At 71.4% G+C, this 24,353-nt stretch carries 22 protein-coding genes and 1 riboswitch; of the genes, 9 read left to right on the top strand and 13 right to left on the bottom strand.

The genetic code is table 11. The features are described from left to right. Nucleotides 1–261 precede the first annotated feature (261 nt). The 3 genes from ACXKZF_RS14835 to ACXKZF_RS14825 form a co-directional block, all read right to left on the bottom strand. Nucleotides 262–1,623 (bottom strand): HNH endonuclease, encoded by a 1,362-nt coding sequence (locus ACXKZF_RS14835; RefSeq protein WP_488984716.1) that lies wholly within the window; start codon nt 1,621–1,623, stop codon nt 262–264. 424 nt (nt 1,624–2,047) lie between these two features. Further along, nucleotides 2,048–2,404 (bottom strand): GntR family transcriptional regulator, encoded by a 357-nt coding sequence (locus tag ACXKZF_RS14830; RefSeq protein ID WP_488984715.1) that lies wholly within the window; start codon nt 2,402–2,404, stop codon nt 2,048–2,050. Nucleotides 2,405–2,407: 3 nt separating this feature from the next. Continuing rightward, entirely contained in the window at nt 2,408–4,018 is a 1,611-nt protein-coding gene (locus ACXKZF_RS14825) for a D-alanyl-D-alanine carboxypeptidase family protein (RefSeq protein WP_488984714.1), read from the bottom strand. Between the two features lie 36 nt (nt 4,019–4,054). Further along, nucleotides 4,055–4,164, top strand: a riboswitch (TPP riboswitch). On the opposite strand from ACXKZF_RS14825, the gene ACXKZF_RS14820 reads away from it, so the two are divergent. From ACXKZF_RS14820 to ACXKZF_RS14810, 3 genes are all read left to right on the top strand, one after another. Beyond that, nucleotides 4,158–4,790 (top strand): ECF transporter S component, encoded by a 633-nt coding sequence (locus ACXKZF_RS14820; RefSeq protein ID WP_488984713.1) that lies wholly within the window; start codon nt 4,158–4,160, stop codon nt 4,788–4,790. (Overlaps the previous riboswitch by 7 nt.) Next, the gene (locus tag ACXKZF_RS14815; RefSeq protein WP_488984712.1) at nt 4,790–6,238 is read left to right on the top strand and encodes an ABC transporter ATP-binding protein; all 1,449 of its coding nucleotides are present in this window, start codon (nt 4,790–4,792) and stop codon (nt 6,236–6,238) included. Before ACXKZF_RS14820 ends, ACXKZF_RS14815 begins: the two co-directional genes overlap by 1 nt. A gap of 8 nt (nt 6,239–6,246) precedes the next feature. Beyond that, nucleotides 6,247–7,020, top strand: a complete 774-nt coding sequence (locus tag ACXKZF_RS14810) for an energy-coupling factor transporter transmembrane component T family protein (protein WP_488986007.1) — start codon at nt 6,247–6,249, stop codon at nt 7,018–7,020. Nucleotides 7,021–7,132: 112 nt separating this feature from the next. On the opposite strand, the gene ACXKZF_RS14805 is transcribed toward ACXKZF_RS14810, so the two are convergent. Together ACXKZF_RS14805 and ACXKZF_RS14800 are read right to left on the bottom strand one after the other, a co-directional pair. Then, on the bottom strand, nt 7,133–7,867 hold the full coding sequence (locus tag ACXKZF_RS14805) for a phosphotransferase (protein WP_488984711.1): 735 nt from the start codon (nt 7,865–7,867) through the stop codon (nt 7,133–7,135). Between the two features lie 175 nt (nt 7,868–8,042). Beyond that, nucleotides 8,043–8,537: a GNAT family N-acetyltransferase gene (locus ACXKZF_RS14800; protein ID WP_488984710.1), complete on the bottom strand. Its 495-nt coding sequence runs from the start codon at nt 8,535–8,537 to the stop codon at nt 8,043–8,045. Between the two features lie 128 nt (nt 8,538–8,665). Here ACXKZF_RS14800 and ACXKZF_RS14795 point away from each other — a divergent pair, with 128 nt between their 5' ends. The 4 genes from ACXKZF_RS14795 to ACXKZF_RS14780 are packed head-to-tail and all read left to right on the top strand — an operon-like array spanning nt 8,666 to nt 12,062. Further along, nucleotides 8,666–9,631, top strand: a complete 966-nt coding sequence (locus ACXKZF_RS14795; protein ID WP_488984709.1) for a hypothetical protein — start codon at nt 8,666–8,668, stop codon at nt 9,629–9,631. A gap of 45 nt (nt 9,632–9,676) precedes the next feature. Then, entirely contained in the window at nt 9,677–10,438 is a 762-nt protein-coding gene (locus ACXKZF_RS14790; RefSeq protein WP_488984708.1) for an SDR family NAD(P)-dependent oxidoreductase, read from the top strand. Further along, nucleotides 10,435–11,211 carry an enoyl-CoA hydratase/isomerase family protein gene (locus tag ACXKZF_RS14785; RefSeq protein WP_488984707.1) on the top strand — a complete coding sequence of 259 codons (777 nt, stop codon included), beginning with the start codon at nt 10,435–10,437 and terminating at the stop codon, nt 11,209–11,211. The genes ACXKZF_RS14790 and ACXKZF_RS14785 overlap by 4 nt, the downstream gene beginning before the upstream one ends. Continuing rightward, complete coding sequence (locus ACXKZF_RS14780; protein ID WP_488984706.1) at nt 11,208–12,062, top strand: SDR family oxidoreductase; 855 nt, start codon at nt 11,208–11,210, stop codon at nt 12,060–12,062. Before ACXKZF_RS14785 ends, ACXKZF_RS14780 begins: the two co-directional genes overlap by 4 nt. Before the next feature lie 422 nt (nt 12,063–12,484). On the opposite strand, the gene ACXKZF_RS14775 is transcribed toward ACXKZF_RS14780, so the two are convergent. Genes ACXKZF_RS14775 through ACXKZF_RS14750 form a run of 6 tightly spaced genes read right to left on the bottom strand, consistent with a single transcriptional unit; the run spans nt 12,485 to nt 19,781 of the window. Next, nucleotides 12,485–13,474: an ornithine cyclodeaminase family protein gene (locus ACXKZF_RS14775; protein ID WP_488984705.1), complete on the bottom strand. Its 990-nt coding sequence runs from the start codon at nt 13,472–13,474 to the stop codon at nt 12,485–12,487. After that, complete coding sequence (locus ACXKZF_RS14770) at nt 13,474–14,697, bottom strand: amidohydrolase family protein (protein ID WP_488984704.1); 1,224 nt, start codon at nt 14,695–14,697, stop codon at nt 13,474–13,476. Before ACXKZF_RS14770 ends, ACXKZF_RS14775 begins: the two co-directional genes overlap by 1 nt. Then, nucleotides 14,694–16,232, bottom strand: coding sequence for an ABC transporter substrate-binding protein (locus ACXKZF_RS14765; protein WP_488984703.1), 1,539 nt, complete (start codon nt 16,230–16,232; stop codon nt 14,694–14,696). The genes ACXKZF_RS14770 and ACXKZF_RS14765 overlap by 4 nt, the downstream gene beginning before the upstream one ends. Next, on the bottom strand, nt 16,229–17,971 hold the full coding sequence (locus ACXKZF_RS14760) for a dipeptide ABC transporter ATP-binding protein (RefSeq protein WP_488984702.1): 1,743 nt from the start codon (nt 17,969–17,971) through the stop codon (nt 16,229–16,231). Before ACXKZF_RS14760 ends, ACXKZF_RS14765 begins: the two co-directional genes overlap by 4 nt. Continuing rightward, nucleotides 17,968–18,867 (bottom strand): ABC transporter permease, encoded by a 900-nt coding sequence (locus ACXKZF_RS14755; protein WP_055951704.1) that lies wholly within the window; start codon nt 18,865–18,867, stop codon nt 17,968–17,970. Before ACXKZF_RS14755 ends, ACXKZF_RS14760 begins: the two co-directional genes overlap by 4 nt. After that, nucleotides 18,864–19,781, bottom strand: coding sequence for an ABC transporter permease (locus ACXKZF_RS14750; protein WP_055951702.1), 918 nt, complete (start codon nt 19,779–19,781; stop codon nt 18,864–18,866). The genes ACXKZF_RS14755 and ACXKZF_RS14750 overlap by 4 nt, the downstream gene beginning before the upstream one ends. A gap of 187 nt (nt 19,782–19,968) precedes the next feature. Here ACXKZF_RS14750 and ACXKZF_RS14745 point away from each other — a divergent pair, with 187 nt between their 5' ends. After that, complete coding sequence (locus tag ACXKZF_RS14745; protein WP_488984701.1) at nt 19,969–20,670, top strand: GntR family transcriptional regulator; 702 nt, start codon at nt 19,969–19,971, stop codon at nt 20,668–20,670. 93 nt (nt 20,671–20,763) lie between these two features. On the opposite strand, the gene ACXKZF_RS14740 is transcribed toward ACXKZF_RS14745, so the two are convergent. Together ACXKZF_RS14740 and ACXKZF_RS14735 are read right to left on the bottom strand one after the other, a co-directional pair. Beyond that, nucleotides 20,764–21,969 carry a dipeptidase gene (locus tag ACXKZF_RS14740; RefSeq protein WP_488984700.1) on the bottom strand — a complete coding sequence of 402 codons (1,206 nt, stop codon included), beginning with the start codon at nt 21,967–21,969 and terminating at the stop codon, nt 20,764–20,766. Beyond that, nucleotides 21,966–22,529: an Lrp/AsnC family transcriptional regulator gene (locus tag ACXKZF_RS14735; protein WP_488984699.1), complete on the bottom strand. Its 564-nt coding sequence runs from the start codon at nt 22,527–22,529 to the stop codon at nt 21,966–21,968. Before ACXKZF_RS14735 ends, ACXKZF_RS14740 begins: the two co-directional genes overlap by 4 nt. Before the next feature lie 148 nt (nt 22,530–22,677). Between ACXKZF_RS14735 and ACXKZF_RS14730 the strand changes: the two genes are divergently transcribed. After that, complete coding sequence (locus ACXKZF_RS14730; RefSeq protein ID WP_488984698.1) at nt 22,678–24,321, top strand: peptide ABC transporter substrate-binding protein; 1,644 nt, start codon at nt 22,678–22,680, stop codon at nt 24,319–24,321. Nucleotides 24,322–24,353 lie beyond the last annotated feature (32 nt).

Genomic DNA, 24,353 nt, shown 5'->3' with positions numbered 1-24,353 from the left:
TTCCCCGCGGGCCGCTTCCCGCGCGCGCTGTTTTCCGCGCGCGCCGTTTCGCGCACGACAAGCCCGCGCTTGTGGCGCCGCTCGCCGCGCGGGCCGTTCCCCACGGCCCGTTTCTCGCGCGCGCTGTTCCGCGCGCCGCTTCGCGCTGGACAAGCCCGCGCTCGTGGGAGTCGTCGTATGCGCGGCAGTCTCCGTCACCACCCGTGCGCTGAGCACGGCGTCGGAGCTGCGGGGATGTCGTCAGAAGGGTATGGGCCGGCGTCAGAAGGGTGCGGGGTGTTCGTCGGGGTCGGGTGGGGGTGGGTTGTCGGGGAGGAAGCGGACGGCGGGGGAGTAGGGGAGGGGTTCGTCGGTGTAGGTGCGGCCGGTGGGGCTGGTCCATTCGAGGACTCCCCCGGGGAGTTGTTTCACGGTCCAGCGGGTGAATTGTTTCTGTGTGTGGTGGCGTTGGCAGAGGTGGGCGAGGTTGGTGATGGTGGTTTCGCCGCCGAGGGCGTGGTCGTGGGTGTGGTCGACTTCGCTGCGGGTGGCGGGGACGGTGCAGCCGGGCCAGCGGCAGTGTCGGTCGCGGGCGCGGAGGTGGCGGTCGATGGCGGTGGTGCGGTGGTAGGTGTCGGTGTGCAGCACGGCCCCGGTGATGGGGTGGGTGATGACGCGGTCCCAGGGGAGGGTGGTGGTGTCGGCGAGGGTGCGGGCGGTGTCGGCGTCGAGGGGGCCGTGGCCGACGAGGTCGGCGGGGTCGAGGTTCTCGCCTTTGGGGGTGAGCAGGGTCAGGGCGGGGACGATGACCTGGATGCGGGCGCGGATGGTGCCGAGGGTGCCGGGGCCGTCGTCGGTGCGGGTGGGGTCGGCTTCGGGTGCGGCGGTGAGCAGCAGGTCGGTGAGGATGTCGGCGCGGAGCTGCGCGGTGGTGCGCTCATCGGTGACAATTTCATTGGTGTTGCCGCGGGCGTCGACGATGGTGCGGGCTTGCTGGGTGAGGCGGTCGCAGATGCCGACGGCGAGGACGGTGGGGAGGGTGGCGATGAGGTCGGACATGCCGTCTTGCCCGGTGACGATGCGTACGCTGCGGGTGTCGCGGCCGCGGTGGTGGCGTTCGGTGATCGTGGTGGGGTGGAGGCGTTCGGCGAGCATCGCCAGGCGGGAGCGCAACCGGCCGGGGCTGAGGCCGTCGGCGGTGGCCACGGCGAGCAGGTCGTACTCGGCGCGGGCGTCGACGGGGAGGGGGCAGCCGACGTCGATGATGACCTGCACGTGTGTGCGGGTGATCGCGCCCGCCTCCCATGCGGCGAGGGTGTGCGGGTAGTCGTCGACGAGGATCATCGCCCGCCCGATCTGGGTCTGCATGGTGCGGTCGGAGAGGTGCTCGGCGGCGGCGAGTTCGGATGCGACCTCTCGTAACGCCAGTTCGGCGGCGCGGGCGGTGGCGCGTTGGTCGGCCATCACGTCGAGGGCGAGGTGCCCGGCTTCCGCCAGGGCGCGGGTGCGGGCGACCTCGGCGGCGGCGAGGGCAGCGCCCGTGCGCAGGACGTCGTCGAGGACGACGGTGAGGGGTCGCGCCGGGCGGGATGGGTCTGGTGGGGGAGGGTCAGGCGGGGGTGCGGAGACGGTGTCGGAGTGCATGTGTGCATGCTAGCGACGACCTCCGACATCGGACCGGGCGACCAGGGGCGTTCGGGGAGAGATGCGCTCCTTCGCCGGGTGGGGAGGAGGGGCGGAGCGTCGGCGGAGCCGGCCCCGGGGGCATCGTCGCCCCTCACCGAGGTCACTGAGCCCGTCGAAGTGGGACCACACGATGTTCCGATGGCTTCGACACGCGCAACCACGACGCAGATACCGGTGGCTTCTACACGCTCAGCCACATCGCGGCGCGCGCGGGTCGGTGACGCGGATCCCGGTGGTTCATACACGCCCCGCCACCTCCCGGCGCGGTCGACACACTCACCCACCCCACCCCGCACCACAGCACCGTCCATCGGGACGGCTCGCGCCGGCGCTCGCCCAGCGCCACCCCGCACCACAGCACAGTCCATCGGGACGGCTCGCGTCAGCGCTCGTCCAGCGCCGCCCGCACGAGCGCGACCGCGTCATCCGGGCCGATGCCCAGACGTCGGACCGTGTCGGCGTACGCCCGAGCCGCCTGCGCCGCGCGCGACGAGGCCGCATCGCCGCCGCGAACGATCGTTCCGGCTCGCCCGCGGGTCTCGACGTACCCGGCCTCCTCGAGCTCCCGGTACGCGCGGGCGACGGTGTTCGCGGCGAGGTTGAGGTCGCCGGCCAGCGCTCGCACGGGCGGCAGGCGCGTGCCCGCGACGAGCGACCCGTCGTCGATGGCGGCGATGACCTGCGCCCGCACCTGCTCGTACGGCGGCGCGGGCGACGTGGCATCCAGGGAGAAGTCCATGTGTCAGTCGTTCAGGCCGAACAGGTCGAGCGGATGCGTCAGGCGCCACCACGGACTCGGCGGCTCGATCTCGCCGGCGAGCCGTACGTCCACCGTGTCGGCATCGACCGGACCGGTCGCGGTGAAGGTGCCGACCGTCGCGCCGGGGGCGGTGGCCCCGCCCAGGTCGAAGGTGGCCGAGGTTTGCGCGGCGCCGCCGTTCCACAGCACGACGGTCGCATCGGAGGCGGTGACGAGGTCGATGTCGTCGCTCCATCGCGTCTCGACCTTTCCGACGACGGTGCCCGCGGTCACCGAGGGGCTCGGCTGCAGCTCCTGTTCGATGCGCGCGAACAGGTCGCGGGTCGCCTGGTTGCGGGTGTCGGGTCCGGGCTGGCCGAGCACCGCGGCGTAGGCGCGGATGGTGGCGTCGCCGACCGTGATGTCTTTGGCGGTCAGCAGGTTCCACGCGTCGAGCGTGCCGGTCTTCACGCCCACCACGCCCGGATCGGCGAGCAGGGCGTTTCCGTTCGAGAAGGTGCCGGCGCCGGGGAGCGTCAGCTCCGGCGTGCGCACGATCTCGGCGATCACGGGGTTGGCGAGAGCCCGCTCAGCGAGCGCGATCAGGGCGGCCGGGGTGGCGGTATTGCCCTCCTCGATGCCGGTGGGGTTCACGATCGTGATGCCCTCGATGCCCCGCTCGGCGAGGTACTGGTTCGCGGCTGCCGAGAACTCGGCATCCGTGCCGAAGAGATCGGATGCCAGACGCTGGGCGTAGTTGTTCGCGGACGCGATCAGCATGCCCTGGAGCATCTGCAGCTCGGACAGGCTGCCGTCGATGGGGACGTCGAGGGAGGACTCCCCGCGGGCGCGGTACTGCCAGTAGTCGGCACTGTCGGCCTGCGTGAACGCGTACGACGGTCCCTGCTCGCCGGGCGCGAGGGGCAGGCGGTCGAGCACCACGAGGGCCGTGACGACCTTGGTGATGCTCGCGATCGACTCGGGCGCGGTGGCCCCCGTCGACAGCGTCTCGGGTACGCCGTCGATCGCGATGGCTGCCTCGCCCTCGGCCGGCCACGCGGGATCCGCGACGGGGGCGGCGGCGGGTTGCACGCCGACGGCGCGGGTCGTGGGAGCGATCGCGGTCAACGGCCATAGCAGGGTGGCCGCGGCGTACAGCCCGAGGATCAGCAGGATCAGCACCGGCGGGATCACGGTCGCCGGGCGGAGGCGACGGCGGCGACGACCCGCCAGCAGGTCGACGGGCCGAGGAGCGGCCCCCGATACGACGAACGCGGGTGCGGGCCGCGTGTCGGCGGCGTCGTCGGGGTCGAGCCAGGTCAGCGCACCGATCAGGACGGGGGCTCCGGATGCCGCGGTCGCCTGCGCTCCCGAGGCGGGTGCCGGCGCCCGGTCGACGGGATCGCCGGATGCCGCGGGCGCCGTGCCCGCCGGGTCGACGGGAGCGCCGGATGCCGCGGGCGCCGCGCCGGCCGGGTCGACGGGAGTGCCGGATGCCGCGGTCGCCGTGCCGGCCGGGTTCGCGATCGCCTCGCCCGCCGCCCCGGACCCGGGATCCGAAGCCGCCCCTCCCCGGCGCTGATCGCGTCGCGTGGCCGGGGTCTGCTCGTGCACCCGCCCACGCTACCCCGGGCATCCCCCTATACTCGTCACGTCAACCACGGGAGTCCGGTGAGCCGGGCTGAGAGGAAGCGATCCACGCTTCGACCGTCGAACCTGATCCGGATCATGCCGGCGCAGGGAGGAGCACCTCATGCACACGTCCACGTCTGCCCGCACGGCCCCGGCCGTCGCCTCCGCGAACCGCTTCCAGTGGCGCGTCGTCGACATCGTCGTCGCCGCCGTCCTCGGCGTCGCGATCGGCCTGGTCTTCTGGGGCTGGAACACCGTCGGCGGCCTGTGGTTCGTCGCGATGGACGGTCTGACCCCCGGGCTCGGCGGCATCGCGGTCGGCATCTGGCTGATCGGCGGCGTCATCGGCGGGCTCATCATCCGCAAGCCCGGTGCGGCGCTGCTCGTCGAACTGATCGCCGCCATCGTCTCGGCCCTGATCGGCAACGTCTGGGGCGTCACGACGATCTTCTCCGGCCTCGCGCAGGGCCTCGGCGCCGAGCTGATCTTCCTGGCCTTCCTCTACGTGCGCTTCACGCTGCCCGTCGCGATGCTCGCGGGCGCCGGCGCCGGTATCGGGGCGTGGGTGCTCGAGCTGTTCCTGTCGGCGAACATCGCCAAGACCGTGGAGTTCAACCTCATCTACCTCGGCTCGCTCATCGTCTCGGGTGCCCTGCTCGCGGGCCTCGTCGGCTGGCTGCTGGTGCGCGCGCTCGCCGCCACCGGAGCGCTCAGCCGCTTCGCCGTCGGTCGGGACGCACGCCGCGACGTCTGATGGCGGGCCCCGCGCGCGTCGACGTCGAGGGCTGGGGCTGGCGCTACGCCGGCCGCAAACTGCCCGCCACGCGCGACGTCGAGCTGTCGATCGAGCCCGGCGAGCGCGTCCTGCTGCTCGGTGCCTCGGGGGCGGGTAAGTCGACGCTGCTCGCGGGCCTGGCGGGCCTGCTCGGCGGCAGCGACGAAGGAGAGACCACCGGGCGCATCCGCGTCGACGGTCAGGCGCCCGAAGTGCAGCGTGGCCGGATCGGCCTGGTGCTCCAGGACCCCGAGTCGGGCATCGTGCTGTCGAAGGTCGGCGACGACGTCGCCTTCGGCTGCGAGAACCTCGGCGTACCCGCGGTCGAGATCCCCGCGCGTGTGGCCGAGGCCGTGGCATCCGTGGGTCTGACCGTGCCTCTCGACCGCCCCACGAAGGCGCTGTCGGGCGGGCAGAAGCAGCGCCTCGCCCTCGCCGGAGTGCTCGCGATGCGACCGGGCCTGCTGCTGCTCGACGAGCCCACCGCCAACCTCGATCCCGAGGGCGTCGCCGAGGTACGCGCGGCCGTCGAGCACGTCGCCCGCACCGACGGGACGACCCTGGTGCTGATCGAGCACCGCACCGACGTGTGGGTCGACTTGATGACCCGCGTCGTGGTGCTCGCGCCGGGAGGCGGCGTGCTGGCCGACGGACCACCCGCTCGCGTGTTCGCCGAGTACGGCGATGCGCTCGCCGACGCGGGCGTGTGGGTGCCGGGGCGCCCCGTCGACCTTCCCGCGCTCGCGCCGCTCGAGACACCGGATGCCGTGCTGTCGGCCGCGGCGCTGTCGATCGGTCGCGAGAAGCGCACGGTCGTGGCATCCGGACTCGACGTCGTCGTCCCCCGCGCGGCCGGGACCGTGGTGACGGGGCCCAACGGCGCCGGCAAGTCCACCCTCGCTCTGACCCTTGCCGGACTGCTCCCCGAGCTCTCGGGCGAGGTCATCGCGGCATCCGGCCTCGCCGCCCGCGGCATCCGTCGCCCCTCGCGCTGGCGCTCGACCGAGCTGCTGACACGCATCGGCACGGTGTTCCAGGAGCCCGAGCACCAGTTCCTCTCTTCGACGCTGCGCGACGAGCTCGCCGTGGGGCCCCGGGCGCTCCGGATGCCGGCGGCCCAGGTCGACGCGATCGTCGACGAGCTGCTGCAACGGTTGGATCTGTCATCCCTCGCCCTCGCCAACCCCTTCACCCTCTCGGGGGGGCAGAAGCGGCGCCTGTCGGTGGCGACGGTGCTCGCCGCCTCGCCGGAGGTGATCGTGCTCGACGAACCCACTTTCGGGCAGGACCGCCGCGGGTGGAGCGAGCTCGTCGGCCTGTTGCAGCGCGAGATCGCGCGCGGGCGTACGGTCGTGGCCGTCACTCACGACGCCGATGTGGTGCGGCACCTGGGACAGCACCGGATCACCCTCGGGGGCGCCGCGTGAGCGCCTCGATGCTCGTCCGCCCGCGGCCGGTGTGGCTCGACGGGGTGAATCCCGTCGCCAAGGTCGCGATGGTCATCGTGCTCGCGGTACCGCTGCTGGTCTCGATCGACGCCGTGAGTGCGGCCACGGCCATCGTGCTCGAGCTGCTGTGCGTGCCGTTCACGGGTGTCGCCTTCACCGCGGTGCTGAAGCGCCTGTTGCCGGTGCTGATCTTCGCACCGGTCGCCGGGATCAGCATGCTGCTGTACGCCCGCCCGGGCGGAACCGTCTACGGCTCCTTCCTCTTCGCCACGATCAGCGACAACTCGATCTCGCTGTCGATCGCGGTGCTGTTGCGCGTGGTCGCCCTGGCGCTGCCGATGATCCTGCTGTTCGCCCGCACCGACCCCACCGAGCTCGCGGACGCGCTCGCGCAGGTGGCGAAGCTGCCGAGCCGCTTCGTACTCGGTGTGCTCGCCGGCGCCCGCACCGTCGGACTCTTCGTCGACGACTGGCGCACGATGACCCTCGCGCGCCGCGCGCGGGGCTTGGGCGACCGGGGGGCCGTGCGCCGGTTCTTCTCGATGGCGTTCGTGCTGCTGGTGTTCGCCGTGCGCCGCGGCACGAAGCTCGCCACCGCCATGGAGGCGCGCGGTTTCGGCGCCGGCATCGAGCGCACGTGGGCACGCCCGTCGACGCTGTCGGCTCGGGATGCCGTGGCCGTGGGCGGTGCGGTTCTGCTCATGACCGTGGCGCTCGGGGCGGCCGTGGTGACGGGCGCGTTCCGCGTGGTGGGTTCGTGAGGCGGGTCACCTCCAGGGTCCGCCGGGGTGCCCGGCTGATCGAGCGTCCACGACACGCCGCTGCGGCGCGCTGCCAACGGAGTGTCTTGGACGCTCAACTGCGCGGGGCCGGCTACGTCGCGTTCCACAGCTCCCGGTAGAACGCCAGGCGGGTGGCATCCGGGGCCACGCCGTAGGCGTCGAGCAGGGCCTCGTGCCATCCGGGGCCGTAGTTCCACTCGGTCGACAAGGCGGCGACCGCGATGTCGGCCCACCGATCGGCGAGGCCGAGGGTGCCCAGGTCGACGTGCGCCGTCCACTCCCCGTCGTCGCCGATCAGGGTGTTGGGCGCGCACGCGTCGCCGTGGCACACGACCAACCGGTCGATGGGTGGGGCATCGCGCAGGTCATCGGGAACCTGAACGCCGCGGACGGCGGCGTTCGCGATACGGTCGGCCACGCTCCACGAGAACGGGCAGCCCTCCACCGGCAGAGCCTCGTGAAGGGCGCGGAGGCCGCGTCCGAGTGCCCGCACCGCCCGCTCCGGCCGCGCGACCCAGTGCGGATGAACCGCCGACAGACCCGGAACACCCGCGGTGACGAGCCATTCGTGGGCGGCATCCCGTCCCTCGTCGAGCACGCCCGGCACCGGCGTGAACGGCGCCGCCCATCGCAGTCGCTCGGCCTCGGCGCGCATCGACGTCTCGGCGTTGCGCGGTCCCCACTTCACGAACCGGATGCCATCGGCATCGGTGGCGCGGAACGTCACGCCGCCGATGTTGTTCCGCCAGACCGGCTCGAGCATCGCGTCACCCGCGACTGCGCGTATGCGGTCGGGCACGGGCTCGCCGGTGTCGGGGATGCTCACGGTTCGATCCTCGCGCACGTGCGGGGCGGGGTCACAGGCGGGCTCGACCGTGGGTCGATCCTCCGGGTGTCCAGGACACGCGGAGATCCCCCGGGCCGTCCGCGTGTCCTGCACGCTCAGCGGGGGAGTGCGACCCGGCGGTCATGAGGCGGGACCGACTCGCATTCCCCACCCGTCAGAAGACGTATTCGAAGCACAGCGAGCGCGGCATCGTCTCGACGTACGGCTCGTACACCGCAATCGGCGTGAAGCCGGCGGCGGCGTACAGCCGCAGCGACTCCGGCTGCATCCGCCCGCTCTGCAGGATCACCCGCGCAGCGCCGCCGCGGCGGGCGAGATCGATCACCTCGGCGGTGAGGGCGCGACCGACGCCCCGCCGACGGGCCGCGGCGACGACGACGAGACGCTTGAGCTCCCACTCGTCGCCGAGGCGGCGGAGGATCACATGTCCGAGCGGTGCGTCGTCGGCATCCACCGCCAGGAGGGTCGCGACCACCTGCTCGGGGTGCACGGCGAGGGCCGCCTCGCGCTTCGCGGCGAAGGCGGGGGTGTCGCCGCCATCGGCGTCGCGATAGCGCTCGTCGAGGTCGGCATCCAGCATGCCGCGCAGCTCGACCGCGCGCGGATCGTCGACCTGCACCTGCTCGATGCGCAACCGCGGCTCGCTCACGCGACGAGCCTATGTGCGGAAGATCCGCCCGCGGCGGGGAGGACGGCCGCGCGTCGGGCAGACGATCGCGCCGTCAATGCGGGTGGCCCCCGGGTAGCCACGGGGCACAATGTCACAAGGGGGGTGTCATGGGGCTGTCGCTCGTTCTGCTGTCGGTCAGCGTCGCGGTCGCGACGACGGTGCTCTTCGTTGCACTGCCGCGAGTCGGCACCCCCGGAGAGATCACCCTGTTCCTGCGGTTCGCGGCGGTGTCGGGCGTGTGCGCGGTGGGCTCCAGCGCGATGTACTTCATGTACGGCGCGGGTGGCGGCTCGCTGAGTCTGGTGATGGGTGATGTGGCGATGTTCCTCGCTCCGGCCCTGATGTTCGTCGCGCTCAGCACGCTCGATGGCCGACGGGCCGCGGGCCCGTCGTTCGCGGCCGGGGGACTGGCACTCGTGGTGGCCGTCGTCTCGGCGACGGTGCCCCTCCCGGGCTCGTTGACCGTGAAGGCGCTCGCCCTGGCGGCGGCATGCGCGGTGACCGCGTGGACGGCGTTCCGCTTGAACGTGCCGGCCCGCGGCCCGCTCCGCCTCATCGCTCTGACCAACGCGGTGTACGCGGTGTACTGCGTCGCACGCGTGGTGGTGGGAGCCGCGGCCGGATGGGATTCCGCCGTGTATCTCGCTGCGTTCTCGTTCGCCCCGGCGACCATTCTCGGGGCGCTGGCCGTGCTGCTCGTCGGGGCCGCCGTCGTCCGTCTGCGCTCCGGTCGGCCGCCCACCGAGCGGCCGGAACCCTGCCCCGTGGGCGCGGCCGTCGTCATCGGCGACTGGGACCTGGCATCCGCCGCCTACGGTCCCGACCGCATGCGCACCCTCCTCGCTGACCTACGCGCCGCGGCACGCGAACTACGTCCGGATGCCGTCGACGTGCCGAGCGGTGTCGAGATCACCCTGGAGAACGCCGTCGCCGTTCTGGGCGATCATCTGCGATCGGCCTACGGCTGGGAACCGGAGCAGACGATCCTGCTCGTCGACGGCGGCGAGACGGCCGCGATCCGCACCCGCCCGTCGCGCGGACTCCGCCTTCCGAGACGCTCGGCGCGGTCCTGAGTCTCGACTAGGGTGGGACCCGGTTTCAGCTTCGAAGGAGAACGCATGGATATCGCAGGAGCCTCCGCCCTCGTCACCGGCGGTGCCTCGGGCCTGGGCCTGGCCACCGCCCGCCGTCTCACCGCAGCGGGCGCCAACGTCACGATCGTCGATCTGCCCTCATCGAACGGCGCCACCGTCGCCGAGGGGCTCGGTGGCTCCTTCGTCGCCGCCGACGTCACGGATGCCGATCAGATCGCGGATGCTGCCGCCCGTGCGGCAGAAGCCGGCCCCCTGCGCGTGGTCGTGAACTGCGCCGGCATCGCGCCTCCCGCCAAGGTGCTCGACCGGGAGGGCGTGCCCTCCGCGCTGGCCGACTTCGAGCGCGTCATCCGGGTCAACCTCATCGGCACCTACAACGTCGTCGCCCAGACGTCGGCGGTGATGGCGAAGACCGACCCTGCCGAGGGCGGCGACCGCGGCGTCATCGTCAACACCGCCAGCGTCGCGGCCTTCGACGGCCAGGTTGGGCAGCCCGCGTACGCGGCGAGCAAGGGCGGCGTGCACGCGATGACGCTGCCGATCGCGCGAGAGCTCGCCCGCCACGGCATCCGGGTCGTCACCATCGCCCCCGGCATCATGGAGACGCCGATGCTGAAGGGTCTGCCGCAGGCGGCGCAGGACTCGCTCGGCCAGCAGGTTCCCTACCCCTCCCGCCTCGGCGCCCCCGACGAGTACGCGCGTCTGGTGCTCGCCATCGTCGACAACGGCTACCTCAACGGCGAGACGATCCGCCTCGACGGCGCGATCCGGATGGCACCGAAATGACCGACGGCATCCTTCTCCACGTCGAGGACGGGCTCGCGCGCGTCACGTTCGATCGCCCCGCCTCGCTCAACGCGATGGACTTCCCCATGGCCCGTCGCTGGCGCTCCGTCGCCCACGAGGTGACCGGCGATCCGTCCATCGGAGCGGTGATCCTGGATGCCAACGGCCCCGCGTTCTGCGCGGGCGGCGACATCGTGGCGATGTCGACGACCGGCGCGTCGGGCGCTGAGGTGACCGAGACAGCCGAGGCGATTCACGACGGCATCCGCACCTTCGCCGAGGCTCCGCTGCCGATGGTCGCCGCCGTCCAGGGTGCCGTCGCCGGTGGCGGACTCGGGCTGATGCTCACCGCCGACTACGTCGTGACGAGCGAGAACGCCCGCTTCGTCAGCCGCTACGCCAACATCGGCCTCACCCCCGACCTCGGCGTGTCGACGCTCCTGCCCGCGGCGATCGGCCAGCGGCGGGCTCTGCAGCTGCTGCTGCAGGATCGGATGCTCTCCGCCGTGGAGGCGCGGGACTGGGGTCTGGTCGCCGAGGTCGTGGCATCCGGAGATCTGCAGTCCCGCGTCGAGGAGATCGCGCGGTTCTGGCTCGACGGTGCGACGGCGGCCTTCGGGCAGGCGACGCGGCTCGTGCGGGTCGGTGCCGGGCGCACGTTCGCCGAGAACCTCACCGACGAGGCCGCCACGATCGGCGCCGCCTTCGACACCCCCGAGGCGCGGGCACGGGTCGCCGCGTTCGCCACCGCCTCCGCGAAGGGACGCTCGTGAGCACGTCGCTATCGTCCGGCGCCCCACTGGCCGGCAAGACCATCCTGATGTCGGGCGGGAGCCGCGGCATCGGCCTCGCGATCGCGCTCCGCGCGGCCCGGGACGGCGCGAACGTCGCGATGCTCGCGAAGACCGACACCCCGCATCCGAAGCTCGAGGGCACGGTGCACACCGCCGCCGAGGCGATCCGCGCGGCGGGCGGACAGGCGCTGCCGATCGTCGGCGACGTGCGCGATGAGGCATCGATCACCGAGGCCGTGTTGCGGACGGTGGGGGAGTTCGGCGGCATCGACATCGTCGTCAACAACGCCAGCGTCATCGACCTCTCGGGCTCGCTGGAGCTCGCGACGAAGAAGTACGACCTCATGCAGGACGTCAACGTGCGGGGCACGTTCCTGCTGTCCCGGGCGGCGGTGCCGCAGCTTCGCGACGCCGCGAACCCGCACATCCTGTCGCTGTCACCGCCTCTCAACGTCACCCCTCGCTGGCTGGGGGCGCACACCGGGTACAGCCTCGCGAAGTTCGGCATGACGATGGCGACGCTGGGCCTGGCGTCGGAGTTCGCGGATGACGGGATCGCGGCCAACACCCTGTGGCCGCGCACGACGATCGCGACCGCGGCGGTGCAGAACGTCATCGGCGGCGACCGGCTCATGCGCGTGTCGCGCACGCCCGAGATCTACGCGGATGCCGCGTACGAGGTGCTGTGCGCGCCGTCGCGCGAGCGGACCGGGCAGACGCTGATCGTCGAGGACGTGCTGCTGGCCGCCGGGGTGACGGACTTCGCGGGCTACGCCGCCGTGCCGGGCACGCCCGACGAGGCGATGTATCCGGACATCTTCCTGGACTGACGCGGCGTTCCGGTCCCTTCGCCGGGCGGTGGAGGTCGTGCGGTGGGCGTGGGGTCGTGGGGCCCCGCGGTCGGCGTGGCGTCCTCCGTCGGCGCGGGGCGCTGCGGTCGGCATCCGTAAACGCTGTCCGTGCGCATAAACGCTCTGTCACCGCGTTTATCGACACGAATCGCGTTTATGGGCGGGTGCCCCGCTCGCACGACAGACCGACGGGCGAGTCCGACGCGAGCGAGGTGCGCTGTGCCGCGATGGCGCACGGCCCCCAGCGGGCGAGGAGTCGCGGTGGTGTGGTGCGTCCATAAACGCTGTCCGTGCGCATAAACGCTCTGTCACCGCGTTTATGCGCACGAACAGCGTTTATCGGCATCGCGGATGCCGAGCGGGCGCCGCCGCACGTGGGCGCCGCCGGGACGACGGGTCGCTCAGGCGCTCAGATCGACCGTCGTGCCGAGGCCCTGCTCGCGGGCAGCGCGGATGAAGACGTCGGCGACGGCGACATCCTGCGCGCCGATGCCGACCGAGTCGAACAGCGTGATCTCCTCCGGCGCCCGACGGCCGCGCACGCGACCGGCGACGACCTCTCCGATCGTGCCGACGACGTCGGTCTCGGAGATCGCGCCCTCGGCGATCGCTCGCAGCAGGTCGCCCGACTTCGTGCGCGCCGTCGCCCGGTCGTCGACCCAGATCGAGGAGCGCGCCATGGCTTCGCCGTCGACCTCTCGCTCGTCGGCGCGCGGGCGGGCTCCGACGACGTTGAGGTGCTGCCCCGGGCGCAGCCACGCGCCCTCGACGATGGCCTCCACCGACGGGGTCAGGGTGCAGACGACGTCGGCCTCCTCCACCACCTCTTGAGGGGATGCCGCGATGTCGATCGCGGTGGCCCACCCCTCGCCGCGCAGGTCGGCGACGAGCCCCTGGGCGCGCTCCCGGGTGCGCGACCACACCACGACGCGGTCGAAGGGCCGCACGTCGCGGAGGGCCAGAGCGTGCTCGCGGGCCAGCGCGCCGGCGCCGATGAGACCCAGGGTCCGGCTGTCGGGACGGGCCAGCGTCCGGGTGGCCACGGCGCTGGCGGCGGCGGTGCGTACCCGGGTCGGCACCGCGCCGTGCAGCAGCGCGACGGGGGATCCGTCGACGCGATCAACGACGAGGATCATCGAGCGCTGGGTCGGCAGTCGACGCCCCGCATTGTCGGGCACGTCGGCCAGGAGCTTGACCCCCGCGAGGTCGGACGCCTCGGACACCGCCGACATCAGGATGAAGCGGTTGGAGTCCGCGGGCGTCGACATGGAGGTCGGGCCGGGCTGGTCGGCGTGGCCCTCGGCGATCTCGGCGAACCCCCGGGAGACGGCGTCGGCGATGGCCCCGCGGTCGACGAGACCCTCGAGCTGGGGCGTGCTGAGCAGCAGCATCAGGCGCGGCTCCCGTCGGTCAGCTCGAGGGCGTCGGCGACGACGGCGCCGCGGAAGAGCACGGTGCGGTCGCTCAGGCGGTCCATGACCGCCGCCGTCACGGTGTCGCCGGCGACCAGGACGAGGTCGGCGGGGTCGTCGATCCCGAGCCCGGGATTCTCGTCGCCCCGGGTCGGCATCGCGGCGCGCCCCATCACCGCGCGGCCGCCCACCGTGGCGATCGCGACGCAGTGCTCGATGTCGTCGTCGCGGCGGAAGCCGTTGGTGAAGGCCAGCTGCCAGGTGCGATCGAGCATGTCGGTGTTGCCGTAGGGCGACCAGTAGTCGCGCTGGCCGTCCTGGCCCAGGCCCAGTGCGATGCCGTACTCGTCGAGCAGGCGCGTGGGCAGCGGCGTCTGCGGCGCCACTGTCGCCATCGAGATGCCGAGGTCGCGGAACTGCTCGAGCAGCGTCCGCAGCTCCGCCTCGGGAAGCCGGCCCAGACCGTAACCATGCGAAATCGTGACGCGACCTCGCATGTCGAGGGCGCGGGTGCGCTCGATGATCAACTCGGCCGAGAACTTCGCCAGCTGATCCGGTTCGTGCAGGTGGATGTCGACGGGGGCGCCGTAGCGCTCCGCGATGTCGAAGACGGCGTCGAGGTGGCGCACCGGATCGCGGTCCAGGGCGCACGGGTCGATTCCCCCGACCACGTCGGCACCGCGGGCCATGGCCCGATCGAGCACCTCGATCGATCCCGCCTCCCGGAGCAGACCCGCCTGCGGGAACGCGATGATCTCGACCTCGCACCGGTCGAGGTTGGCTTCGCGCGCCGCGAGCACGGCATCCAACCTCTCGAGATCCGCGTCGACGTCGACCTGGGCGTAGGTGCGCACCTGGGTCGTACCGCGCGCGATCGCGCTCTCGAGTGTCGTCGCCACGCGGTGCTCCATGCTCTGCTCGGCGTGGCGCCAGTTGTCGCGATCGTTCAGCATCATCCCCCACACCCCCGGCACACCCGTGTGCGGCCGGAAGGGCAGGCCGATGCGCGTCGAGTCGAGGTGCACGTGCACGTCGGCGAACGACGGCAGCAGGATGCGTCCGCGGCCCGACACCGTCTCGGCTGTAGCGTCGATCGGTCCCGTGCCCGCCGGATCGATGCCGGCGATCAGGCCGTCCGCGAGGGCGACGTCGGAGAGGGCGCCGCCCCAGGGGCGGACGTCGGTGAGGACGGTGGAGGTCATTCGAAGCTCGTTCCGGTGAAGTCGTACAGTCCGTCGGCGCGCGGGGTCCAGCGCAGTCCGCTGACCGCCGCGAAGTTGTTGAACGGCACGTACAGCGGCACGAAGTATCCCTGCGTGTTGCTGTAGTCCAGCAGCTTCGCGAACACCTCCTGGCGTGCGTCGCCCTCGACCCCGCGCTGCTCGGCCGCCCAGGCGGCGGTGGCAGGGTCCTGCGCGTAGTTGTTGTTGCCGGCCGTCTCGTAGAAGTCGGTCAGGGGCAGGTCTCCGTCGAGCGTGGAGGGGGCCCAGGTGTTGAGGTAGACGCCCTGCATCTCGCGGCCGCGCACCTTCAGCGTGTGGCTCTGCTGGTCGGCGCCGCGCATGTCGACGGCGATCCCGACGTCTTCCAGGTAGCCCTGGATGCTCTGGGCCACCTCACTGGAGAGCGGGATGCGACCGTCGGTGGCGTAGTCGAAGGGAATCGGCGTGCCGTCGTAGCCGGCCTCGGCCAGCAGGGCTCGCGCGCCATCGGGGTCGTAGGCGAGGGGCTGGACGGAGTCGGAGAACCCCTCCACCGCCGGCGCGATCATGGCCTTCGCGGGCTCGGCGAGTCCCGACAGCAGCGAGTCGACGATCGCCTGGGTGTCGACGGCTTTGGCGACCGCCTCGCGTACGCGCACATCCTGCAGGGGACCGGCGGTGGAGTTGACGCCGAGGAAGACGACCCCGTTCGAGGCGGCCGAGAACGTCTGGGCCGACGGCGCGGCCTGCACGGATGCCACCTGCGTCGGTCCGATCTGGGCGACGTCGAGACTCCCCGAGAGCACGCCATTCGCGCGCGACTCGGTGGACGAGACCGGCTGCAGCGAGATCTCCTCGATCACCGGGGCCGGGCCCCAGTAGTCGTCGTTGCGCTTCAGGTCGTACGACACGCCCGTGGTGATGCTGTCGAAGACGTAGGGCCCCGATCCGATCGGCTCACGGGCGTAGGCGTCGGCTCCCATCTCCTGGTAGGTGTCGGCGGGGACGATGGAGATCAGCGAGGTGTTGCGGGGGAAGGCCGAGAAGGGCTGCTTGAGAGTGAAGCGCACGGTGGTGGCATCCACCGCCTCGACGCTGTCGAGGGAGGAGAGATAGGCGTAGTTCTCCCCGCTCGGATCGCCCAGGATCGTCTCGTACGTGAAGACCACGTCGTCGGCGTCGATGGCCTCCCCGTTGCTCGCCGTGACGTCGGGAGTGAGCGTGAACTCCCACTGGGTGAGGTCGTCGTTCGCCGTCCAGTCCGTCGCGAGCTTCGGCTCGAGGGTGCCGTCGGCGGCGATCTTCACCAGCTGATCGTGGGTGTGGAAGAAGACCGACAGCACCACCAGCGCCCCGGATCGGATGGGGTCCATGGAGCTCGGGTCGGTAGGCAGGGCGGCGGTCAGGCTCGTGCGGGCGGTGTCGCCCGAGCCGGTGGGAGAGTCGAATCCGCCGGCGCATCCGGCGAGGATCACGCTGCCGAGGGTGAGGGCGGCGAAGCCCGTGAGGGCGCGGCGGGCTGTCGAGCGGGTCATGAGAGGGCCTTTCGGGTGGGCGAGTCGGAGAGCGTGGGCGAGTTGTCGAGTGCGGACGAGTCGACGAGTGTGGGCGAGTTGGAGAGTGTGGGCGAGTTGGAGAGCGCGTGGGAGGGGGCGGGATCCGGCGACGCCGAACCGGTCGGCGGGTCGGAGAAGAGGTGCGGGATGGCATCGAGCAGGGTGCGGGTATACGGATGCCGGGGCTCGGCGAAGACACGCTCGGTCGGGCCTTCCTCGACGATGCGTCCGGCCTGCATCACGACGACGCGGTCCGCGATGCCGCGGACGACGCCGAGGTCGTGCGAGACGAAGAGATACGCGAGCCGTTGATCGCGCTGCAGGCCGCCCAGCAGATCGAGCACCTGCGCCTGGATCGAGACGTCGAGTGCCGAGACGGGCTCGTCGAGCAGCACGATCGCGGGGTTGAGGGCGAGCGCGCGGGCGATGCCGACGCGCTGGCGCTGCCCGCCCGACAGGCGGGTGGGGAGACGGTCGTCGAACGAGCTGTCGAGGCCGACCCCGTCGAGCAGCGTCCGCACGCGCGCCGACGTGAAGCCGCGGCGGATCCTCAGCGGTTCACCGACGGAGCGGGCGACGCTCATGCGCGGATCCAGAGCCGACGACGGGTCTTGGAACACCACCTGGGCACGGGAGCGCAGCTCGGCGCTGCGCCCGGCGATGTCGGGTGAGACGGTGCGCCCCTCGAAGCGGATGGTGCCCGCGCTCGCCGGGGTGAGGCCCAGGATGGCGCGCAGCAGCGAGGACTTGCCGCATCCGGACTCCCCGACGACGGCGACCGTCTCTCCCGCGCGGATGCGCAGCGAGACACCGTCGACCGCCCGGGTGCGGCGGCCACGTCGACCGGGGTACTCCACGACGAGGTCGGTCACGTCGAGGGCGGGCTCCTCGGCGGTCTCGACGAGCGCCGGGCGATCCGCCCCGGTCCGGGTCGACGGCGCCGCCGCGAGCAGCCGACGCGTGTACTCGTGTGCGGGGGCCGACAGCACCGCGCGGGTCCCGCCGCTCTCGACGACCCGTCCCGATCGCATCACGACGAGGTCGTCGGTGTGCTGGGCCACGAGGCCCAGGTCGTGGCTGATGAGGGCCAAGGCCGACCCGGTGCGCTCGCGCACCTCGTCGAGCAGCGCCATGACCTGCGCCTGGACCGTCACGTCCAGAGCGGTCGTGGGCTCGTCGGCGATGAGCAGCAGCGGGTCGTTGGCGATGGCCATGGCGATGACCGCGCGCTGGCGCATGCCGCCCGACCATTGGTGGGGCCGCGACGCCGCGCGTTCCGCGGCGTCCCGCACCCCGACCGACTGCAGCAGCTCGACCGCCCGCCGACGGGCGGCGGTGCGCGAGGTGGCGGGGGAGTGGGCCCTGACCGCGGCGGCGACCTGCGCCCCCACCGAGCGCAGTGGATTGAGCGCCGACATCGGGTCTTGGAACACCATTCCGGTGACCCGCCCGCGCATGCTGCGGAGGTCGCGCTCGCCCATCGACGTCACGTCGCGGCCGTCGATGCGGACGTTCCCGGAGGCGACTCGCACGCCCGGGGGCAGCAGGCCGAGGGCTGCGAGCATCGTCAGGCTCTTGCCGGAACCCGACTCCCCGACCACGCCGAGCGAGGACGAAGGCGTGACCTCGAACGACACGTCGTGTACGACGGTGCGGTGACCTTCGTCCGACGTGGCATCCAGACGCAGATTCTCGACGGACAGGACGGGGCGGGTCATCGGCGGGCTCCCTTGCGCAGGAAGGCGCCACGCGCCTCGGCGGTGAACTGCTGACTGAGGAACTGCACGCCGCCCACGGCGAGGAACATCGCGACGCCGGGCAGGATCACCAGCCAGGGGTCGGTGGCCAGATACTTCTGACCGTCGAAGATCATGGCGCCCCAGCTGGGCGTGGGCGGCTGTACGCCGAGACCGAGGTATTCGAGGGAGGCCTCGATGAGCACGATCGTGGCGATGTCGGTGGCCGCGATGATGAGCGTGTGCGGCCAGACGTTCGGCAGCACGTGTCGGGTGAGCGACCAGAAGCGATCGGCGCCCTGCGTGCGCGGTGCGACCACGAAGTCCTGCGCCCGAAGGGCCGCGGCGACGTTGCGCGTCACCCGGGCGTAGCCCACCCACCAGGTGCAGCCGACGACGAGGATCGTGAGACCGGCGCTGGGCGGCACGACGGCGCAGACGGCGATGAGCAGCAGCACGACGGGCATCGCCAGCACGGTGTTCGACAGCACCGACAGGGCGGACTCGATCCGCCCTCCGAAGAAGCCGGCCAGGATGCCGACGGTGGTGCCGATCACCGCGTTGAGGCACACGATGGCCACCGTGATACCGAGGGTGACGGCGGAGGCGAGGGCGATCCTGCTGAACAGGTCGCGCCCGAGCGGGTCGGTGCCCAGCGGGTGCCCCGGGTCGACGAACGGCGGCAGCAGGGCCCGCGACAGGTCCTGTCCGAACGGGTCGAAGCCGGGCAGTACGGGACGAAGCGCGGTCGCGCCGATGACGACGGCGAGCATCACGATGCCGACGACGGCCGAGGGGCGCAGGCGCCGACGACGGGGGCGAGGGGGCGGTGCCGAGGTCGCGGCCTCGGGGATCGGGGGCAGGGCGACGGTGGTCATGAGGTGGCCGTTCGGGGGTCGATGCGGGCGACGAGCAGGTCGACGAGGGTGTTGACGACGACGAAGGCGACGGCGACGAAGAGGAGCCCCGCCTGGACGATCGGGAAGTCGCGCTGGCTCACGGCGGCGGTCAGCAGGCTGCCGAGCCCGGGCCAGGCGAACACCACCTCGACCACGACCGTGCCGCCGAGCAGCCCGCCGAGGTTCAGGCCGGCCATGCCGAGCACCGGCGGCAGGGCGTTGGGGAGCATCTGGGTGAACAAGATGGTCGGTCGGGACTGGCCGATGGCGAAGGCCGTGCGGACGTAGTCCTGCTCGGCTTGATCGCTCAGTGCGGCGTCGAGCAGGCGGAGATACATCACGAACTGTCCGGTGGCGAGGGTCACGACCGGGAGCACGAGGCTCGCGGGACTCGTGCGGCCCAGCGACGGCAGGAGGCCGAGCGAGACGGAGAAGATCAGCACGAGCAGCAGGGCGAAGAAGAAGTCGGGGACCGCTTGCCGCGTGGCGCCGAGCCAGCCGACGATCGCGCGGAGGATCCGGCTGCCGCTGAGGTGGATGACCACGGCGGCAACCAGCGCGAGGGCGAAGCCGGCCAGGAACGCCCAGAAGGCGAGTTCGACCGTGGCGGGGAGGCGCTCCCACACGAGTCCGAGCGCGGACTCGTGCAGCCGGTACGAGTCGCCGAGGTCGCCGACGACGACCCCGCGGAGGAAGTCGAGGTACTGCACGAGCACCGGGCGGTCGAAGCCGAGGCTGGCGTTGAGAGCATCGACGTCGGCGCTGCTGGCGTTGTCGGGGAGCAGGAGTGCGCCCGGGGCGCCGGTGAGGCGACCGAGGACGAAGCCGATCGTGACCACGAGGAAGACCGTGGCGCCGGCCAGGGCGAGGCGGCGGAGGAGGAAGGCGAGCACGGAGGTGACGCTACGGCGCGCAACGGGTATACCAAAGCGATGTAACGAACACGCAATGTGATCCTTACGCCAGCGTCATTTTGGAGTACCAGAGGGCATATTGGACAAGGCGCACGGCCCTGTAAGCCTATTTTGGAATACCAAACGTCGGTTTCTTCGCACGACCCGCTCCTGTCAGGATGGAGGCGTGGACGACGACATCGACGCGACCGGCAGGCGCATCGCGCACATCCTGCGCGAACGCATCATCACCGGCGAGATCGACATGGGGCATCGCCTCGGCGAGCGCGACATCGCCGAAGAGCTCGGCGTCTCGCGGGTCCCAGTCAGGGAGGCGCTGCACGTGCTCGAGGCCGAGGGGTTCGTGTCGTCGGCGCATCGCCGTGCCGCCGTCGTGCATCGCTTCACCGTCGACGACGCCAAGGAGCTCTTCGACATGCGCATGCACCTCGAGCCCTTCGCCGCGGCGCTCGCCGCGGAGCGCGCCGCGGCCGGCGCCGACACCGCAGCGCTCCGGGCCGCGCTCGACGTGGCGCACGTCGCCTCGGTCGCCGCGGCGTCGGCGTCGTCGCGCAACTCCGATCTGCACGACGAGATCTTCGCCCTCGCCGGTCACGCGCTGCTCTCGCGCATGAGCGGTCTGCTCACGGGCCGCACCCGGTGGCTCTTCCGCCTCACGCCCGAACGCGACACCGTCGGTCGGTGGGACGAGCACGCCGAGATGGTGGAGGCGATCGTGGGCGGGCACGTGTCGCTGGCTCAGACGCTCGCCGCCGCTCACGTCGAGCGGGCCCGCGTGGAGTCGATGCCGGGCTTGACCGAGCGCCTTCCGCCCGTCGAGCGGGTGGAGCGTCGCCGCCGCGCGCGACGGGTCGCGACGACGTCCTGATCCGCGCGTCGCCCGCCCCGTGACGGCGCCGGCGGCGCGGGGGCGCGTGTCCGGTCCCTCGGGAGGCCGGGTGCCGGCTCGGAACCGCCGAATTCAGCGGGCGGCGATCTCCTCGGCATCGCGCAGCACGCGCATCGCGTTGCGGCCGGCCAGGGCGAGCAACTCCTCGTCGCTCCACCCGCGCGCGGACAGCTCGGCGAGCAGGCGCGGGTACCCCGAGACGTCGTCGAGTCCGTCGGGCAGATCGCTGACGCCGTCGAAATCGCTGCCGAGTCCCACGTGCGCAACGCCCATGGTGTCGCGCGCCGCCTCGACGTGGTCGGCGACGTCGGACACGCGCACGATCGGCGCCGGGTGAGCCTCAGCCCACCGCGCGAAGGCGCGATGGGCCCCGGCATCCGCTCGGGGGAACTGCGCGACGTTGGCGTCGCGGGCGTCTTCGGCCGACTCGGACGGACGGGGAGCCCGTGGCCAGGGCATCGATGACGTCAGCCCGAACCGACGTTGCGCGACCGCGGCCTCGGCCGACCAGTCGGCGAACGACCGCGAGATGAACTGGGCGACGAAGGCGACCTGCAGCACCCCTCCGGCGGTCGCGAGCCGACGCAGGACGTCGTCCGAGACGTTGCGCGGATGGGCGGCGACCGCGGCGACCCCCGAGTGCGAGAACATCGCGGGCGCACGGGATGCGTCCAGGGCGGCCCGCTGCGTCGCCTCGGAGGTGTGCGAGAGGTCGACGACGATCCCCAGGCGGTTCATCTCGCGGACGATGGCGCGGCCGTCCGCGCTCAGCCCGTGCGAGCGAGGCGCGTCGGTCGCGGCATCCGCCCACTCCAGTGACGAGTTGTGCGTCAATGTCATGGTGCGAACGCCCAGCCGGGCGAACATGCGCAGCACGCCCAGCGACATCGCGATCGAATGACCCCCCTCGATCCCGAGGAACGACGCGATCCGACCCGCGGCGATGCAGCGCTCCGCCTCGGCCACGCTCGTGACGATCTCGATGTCGTCGGGGTAGGCGGCGGCGAACCGGTAGGCGGCATCGATCTGCTCGAGGGTACCGACGGTGGCCTCGGCCTCCGGTTGCAGGCCCGACACGAAGACCGACCACACCTGGGCCGAGACCCCTCCGCGTCGCAGCCGCGGAATGTCGGTGTGGAAGTCGGGCCGGTGATCCTGGAAGCCCTCGACCGCGTATCCCCGGTAGCGACGCAGACCGCACATGAGGTCGTTGTGCGTGTCGAGGAGCACTTCGCCGGCGAGCAGATCCCTGGCGCGGGCGACGGCGACGTCGCTCATCTCGTCGCGGATGCCGGATCGACGGGCATCGGGCCCATTCCGCGGCGTCGCGAGAAGACGAGGGTCGTGTACGTGTCGGCCACGACCGGGTCGCTCGTGACGCAGTCGAGCACGAAGTCGCTCAGGTCGTCGGTCGTCGAAGCCACGACCTCGATGAGGTAGTCGTCCTCTCCGGCGACGAGCCACAGGTTGACCACCTGCGGGAGCTTGGCCATCGCCTCCGCGAATCTCGCATTCTCGGCGCGCGAGTGCTCTTTGAGCTGCACGCGCAGGATGGCGCGCAGGCCCTGGCCGATGCGGCGCGGGTCGACCTCGGCGTGGAAGCCGGAGATGACGCCGTTCTCGATGAGGCTGCGCACGCGCGCCAGGCACGACGAGGGTGCGAGCCCCACGCGATCGGCGAGCTCCTTGTTGGGGATGCGGCCGTCCTGAATGAGCACCGCGACGATCGCACGGTCGACGTCGTCGAGGCGGACGGGCCTAATTATGTTCGGCAGGATGACGGCCTTTCGCTGTGTTCCCGCACGGGGAGACGCTGATTCTGGGTAAGTGCAGAACATAGTACAGAGAAGTTGTTCCGCAACGCCTAAGCGTGCAGAATTTTGCCTAAATACCCGAATGCAACGCGCTGGTCCCCTCGACAGTGCACTGCTCCCATTCCCTGGGTGCGATCACAGCGCGCCCATTCCAGAGAGGGCACCACCAGCAATGAAAAGGTTTCCCAAGGTCTTCACCGCCGCGGTCGCTCTGACCGCCGCGCTGGGCCTTCTCACCGCCTGCAGCGACGGCGGCGCCGACCCCGCGGCATCCGGTGGCGGTTCAGCCCACGTCCTGACCGTCGGCAAGCTGCTCCCGCTCCAGGCTGTCGACCCCCACAAGGTCAACGACGGCATGTCGAACGAGGTGCTGACCGCCGTCTTCGACGGCCTCTACTCCCTCGACGAGAATCACGAGCTCCAGCCCCTCATGGCCGAGAGCTTCGAGAAGTCCGACGACGGCCTCACCTACACGTTCCAGTTGCGTGACACGACGTGGAGCAACGGCGACCCGGTCACGGCGGCCGACTTCGAATACTCGTGGAAGCGACTGGTCAATCCTGCCACGGCCGCACCCAACAGCAACGAGGCGGTGGCCGCCGGCATCAAGAACGCCAACGACATCGTCAACAACGGCATGGACTACAACGAGCTCGGCGTGACGGCGATCGACGACAAGACCCTCCAGGTTGAGCTGGCCGCCGACGTTCCGTACTTCCAGGCGCTGCTGGTGCGTCCCGCATTCCTGCCCGTCCACCAGGCATACCTCGAGGAGGTCGGCGACCAGTACGGGCAGACCCCCGAGACGACGATCTACAACGGTCCCTTCACCTGGGATTCCTGGGACTTCGCGAACAACTTCTCCGCGAAGAAGAACCCCGACTACTGGAACGCGTCGAACACCGACATCGACGAGATCAAGTGGCAGGTCGTCAAGGACTCGCAGACCGCTGCCCTGCTGCAGGAGAGCGGCGACCTGGACTTCACAGAGATCTCCGGAAGCCTGATCGACCGCTACGCCGACTCCGACGAGCTGACCACGGCGCTCGAGGTGCACATGTGGTACATGTACCCGAACCTGTCGAACCCGGCGCTGGCGAACAAGGACATCCGTACGGCCCTCGCCACCTCGTACGACAAGGCGGCGCTGGCGAACGACGTGCTCAAGAACGGCGCCGAGCCGGCCGACTACTTCGTCGGCAAGAACCTCGCGGTCGGACCCGACGGCGAGCAGTTCCGCGACACGGGCGACACCTACCTGCCGTACGACCTGGATGCCGCCAAGGCCGCGTGGGACAAGGGCCTCGCCACTCTCGGCACCGACTCGGTGACGCTCCGTCTGTCGTACTGGGACGACGAGTCCTCGATCGCCCAGGCCGAGTACGTTGCCTCGCAGTGGGAGGCGGCCCTGCCCGGTCTGAAGATCGAACTGACCAGCCAGCCCAAAGCGACGGCGAACGAGCAGGCGCTGGCCGGCGACTTCGACCTGTACCTGTTCCGTTGGGGCCCGGACTACAAGGACCCGATGGCCTTCCTCGAGTTGCTGGCCTCGACCTCGCAGCGGGATTTCGGCGGCTACGCCAACCCCCAGTACGACGCGATCATCGCCGCGGCGCGCACGCCCGAGATGCTCAGCCAGCCCCAGGCTCGCTGGGACAGCCTCCACGAGGCCGAGAGCATCCTGCTCGGCGACGTGGCGGTGTTCCCGACGGTCCAGAACGGCATCGCGATGCTGATCAACCCCGAGGTGCACAACATGGACGTCCGCAACGTCAGCCTGACGTGGAACTACCGCATCGTGACGAAGGACGACTGACGAGATGACCGACTGCCGAGAGGAAGAGGCGA

The sequence above is a fragment of the Microbacterium sp. ABR10 genome (assembly GCF_057812175.1).
Note: the sequence above shows the minus strand (reverse complement) of the source record. Positions and strands in the feature narration are given on the sequence as shown.

Coding starts and splice junctions, on each gene's coding strand:
- ACXKZF_RS14775 (WP_488984705.1), bottom strand. CDS start 13,474: ATGCTGCTGCTCAGCACGCCCCAGCTCGAGGGTCTCGTCGACCGCGGG.
- ACXKZF_RS14735 (WP_488984699.1), bottom strand. CDS start 22,529: ATGTTCTGCACTTACCCAGAATCAGCGTCTCCCCGTGCGGGAACACAG.
- ACXKZF_RS14730 (WP_488984698.1), top strand. CDS start 22,678: ATGAAAAGGTTTCCCAAGGTCTTCACCGCCGCGGTCGCTCTGACCGCC.
- ACXKZF_RS14790 (WP_488984708.1), top strand. CDS start 9,677: ATGGATATCGCAGGAGCCTCCGCCCTCGTCACCGGCGGTGCCTCGGGC.
- ACXKZF_RS14785 (WP_488984707.1), top strand. CDS start 10,435: ATGACCGACGGCATCCTTCTCCACGTCGAGGACGGGCTCGCGCGCGTC.
- ACXKZF_RS14815 (WP_488984712.1), top strand. CDS start 4,790: ATGGCGGGCCCCGCGCGCGTCGACGTCGAGGGCTGGGGCTGGCGCTAC.
- ACXKZF_RS14830 (WP_488984715.1), bottom strand. CDS start 2,404: ATGGACTTCTCCCTGGATGCCACGTCGCCCGCGCCGCCGTACGAGCAG.
- ACXKZF_RS14755 (WP_055951704.1), bottom strand. CDS start 18,867: ATGACCACCGTCGCCCTGCCCCCGATCCCCGAGGCCGCGACCTCGGCA.
- ACXKZF_RS14765 (WP_488984703.1), bottom strand. CDS start 16,232: ATGACCCGCTCGACAGCCCGCCGCGCCCTCACGGGCTTCGCCGCCCTC.
- ACXKZF_RS14795 (WP_488984709.1), top strand. CDS start 8,666: ATGGGGCTGTCGCTCGTTCTGCTGTCGGTCAGCGTCGCGGTCGCGACG.
- ACXKZF_RS14740 (WP_488984700.1), bottom strand. CDS start 21,969: ATGAGCGACGTCGCCGTCGCCCGCGCCAGGGATCTGCTCGCCGGCGAA.
- ACXKZF_RS14770 (WP_488984704.1), bottom strand. CDS start 14,697: ATGACCTCCACCGTCCTCACCGACGTCCGCCCCTGGGGCGGCGCCCTC.
- ACXKZF_RS14820 (WP_488984713.1), top strand. CDS start 4,158: ATGCACACGTCCACGTCTGCCCGCACGGCCCCGGCCGTCGCCTCCGCG.
- ACXKZF_RS14835 (WP_488984716.1), bottom strand. CDS start 1,623: ATGCACTCCGACACCGTCTCCGCACCCCCGCCTGACCCTCCCCCACCA.
- ACXKZF_RS14760 (WP_488984702.1), bottom strand. CDS start 17,971: ATGACCCGCCCCGTCCTGTCCGTCGAGAATCTGCGTCTGGATGCCACG.
- ACXKZF_RS14810 (WP_488986007.1), top strand. CDS start 6,247: ATGCTCGTCCGCCCGCGGCCGGTGTGGCTCGACGGGGTGAATCCCGTC.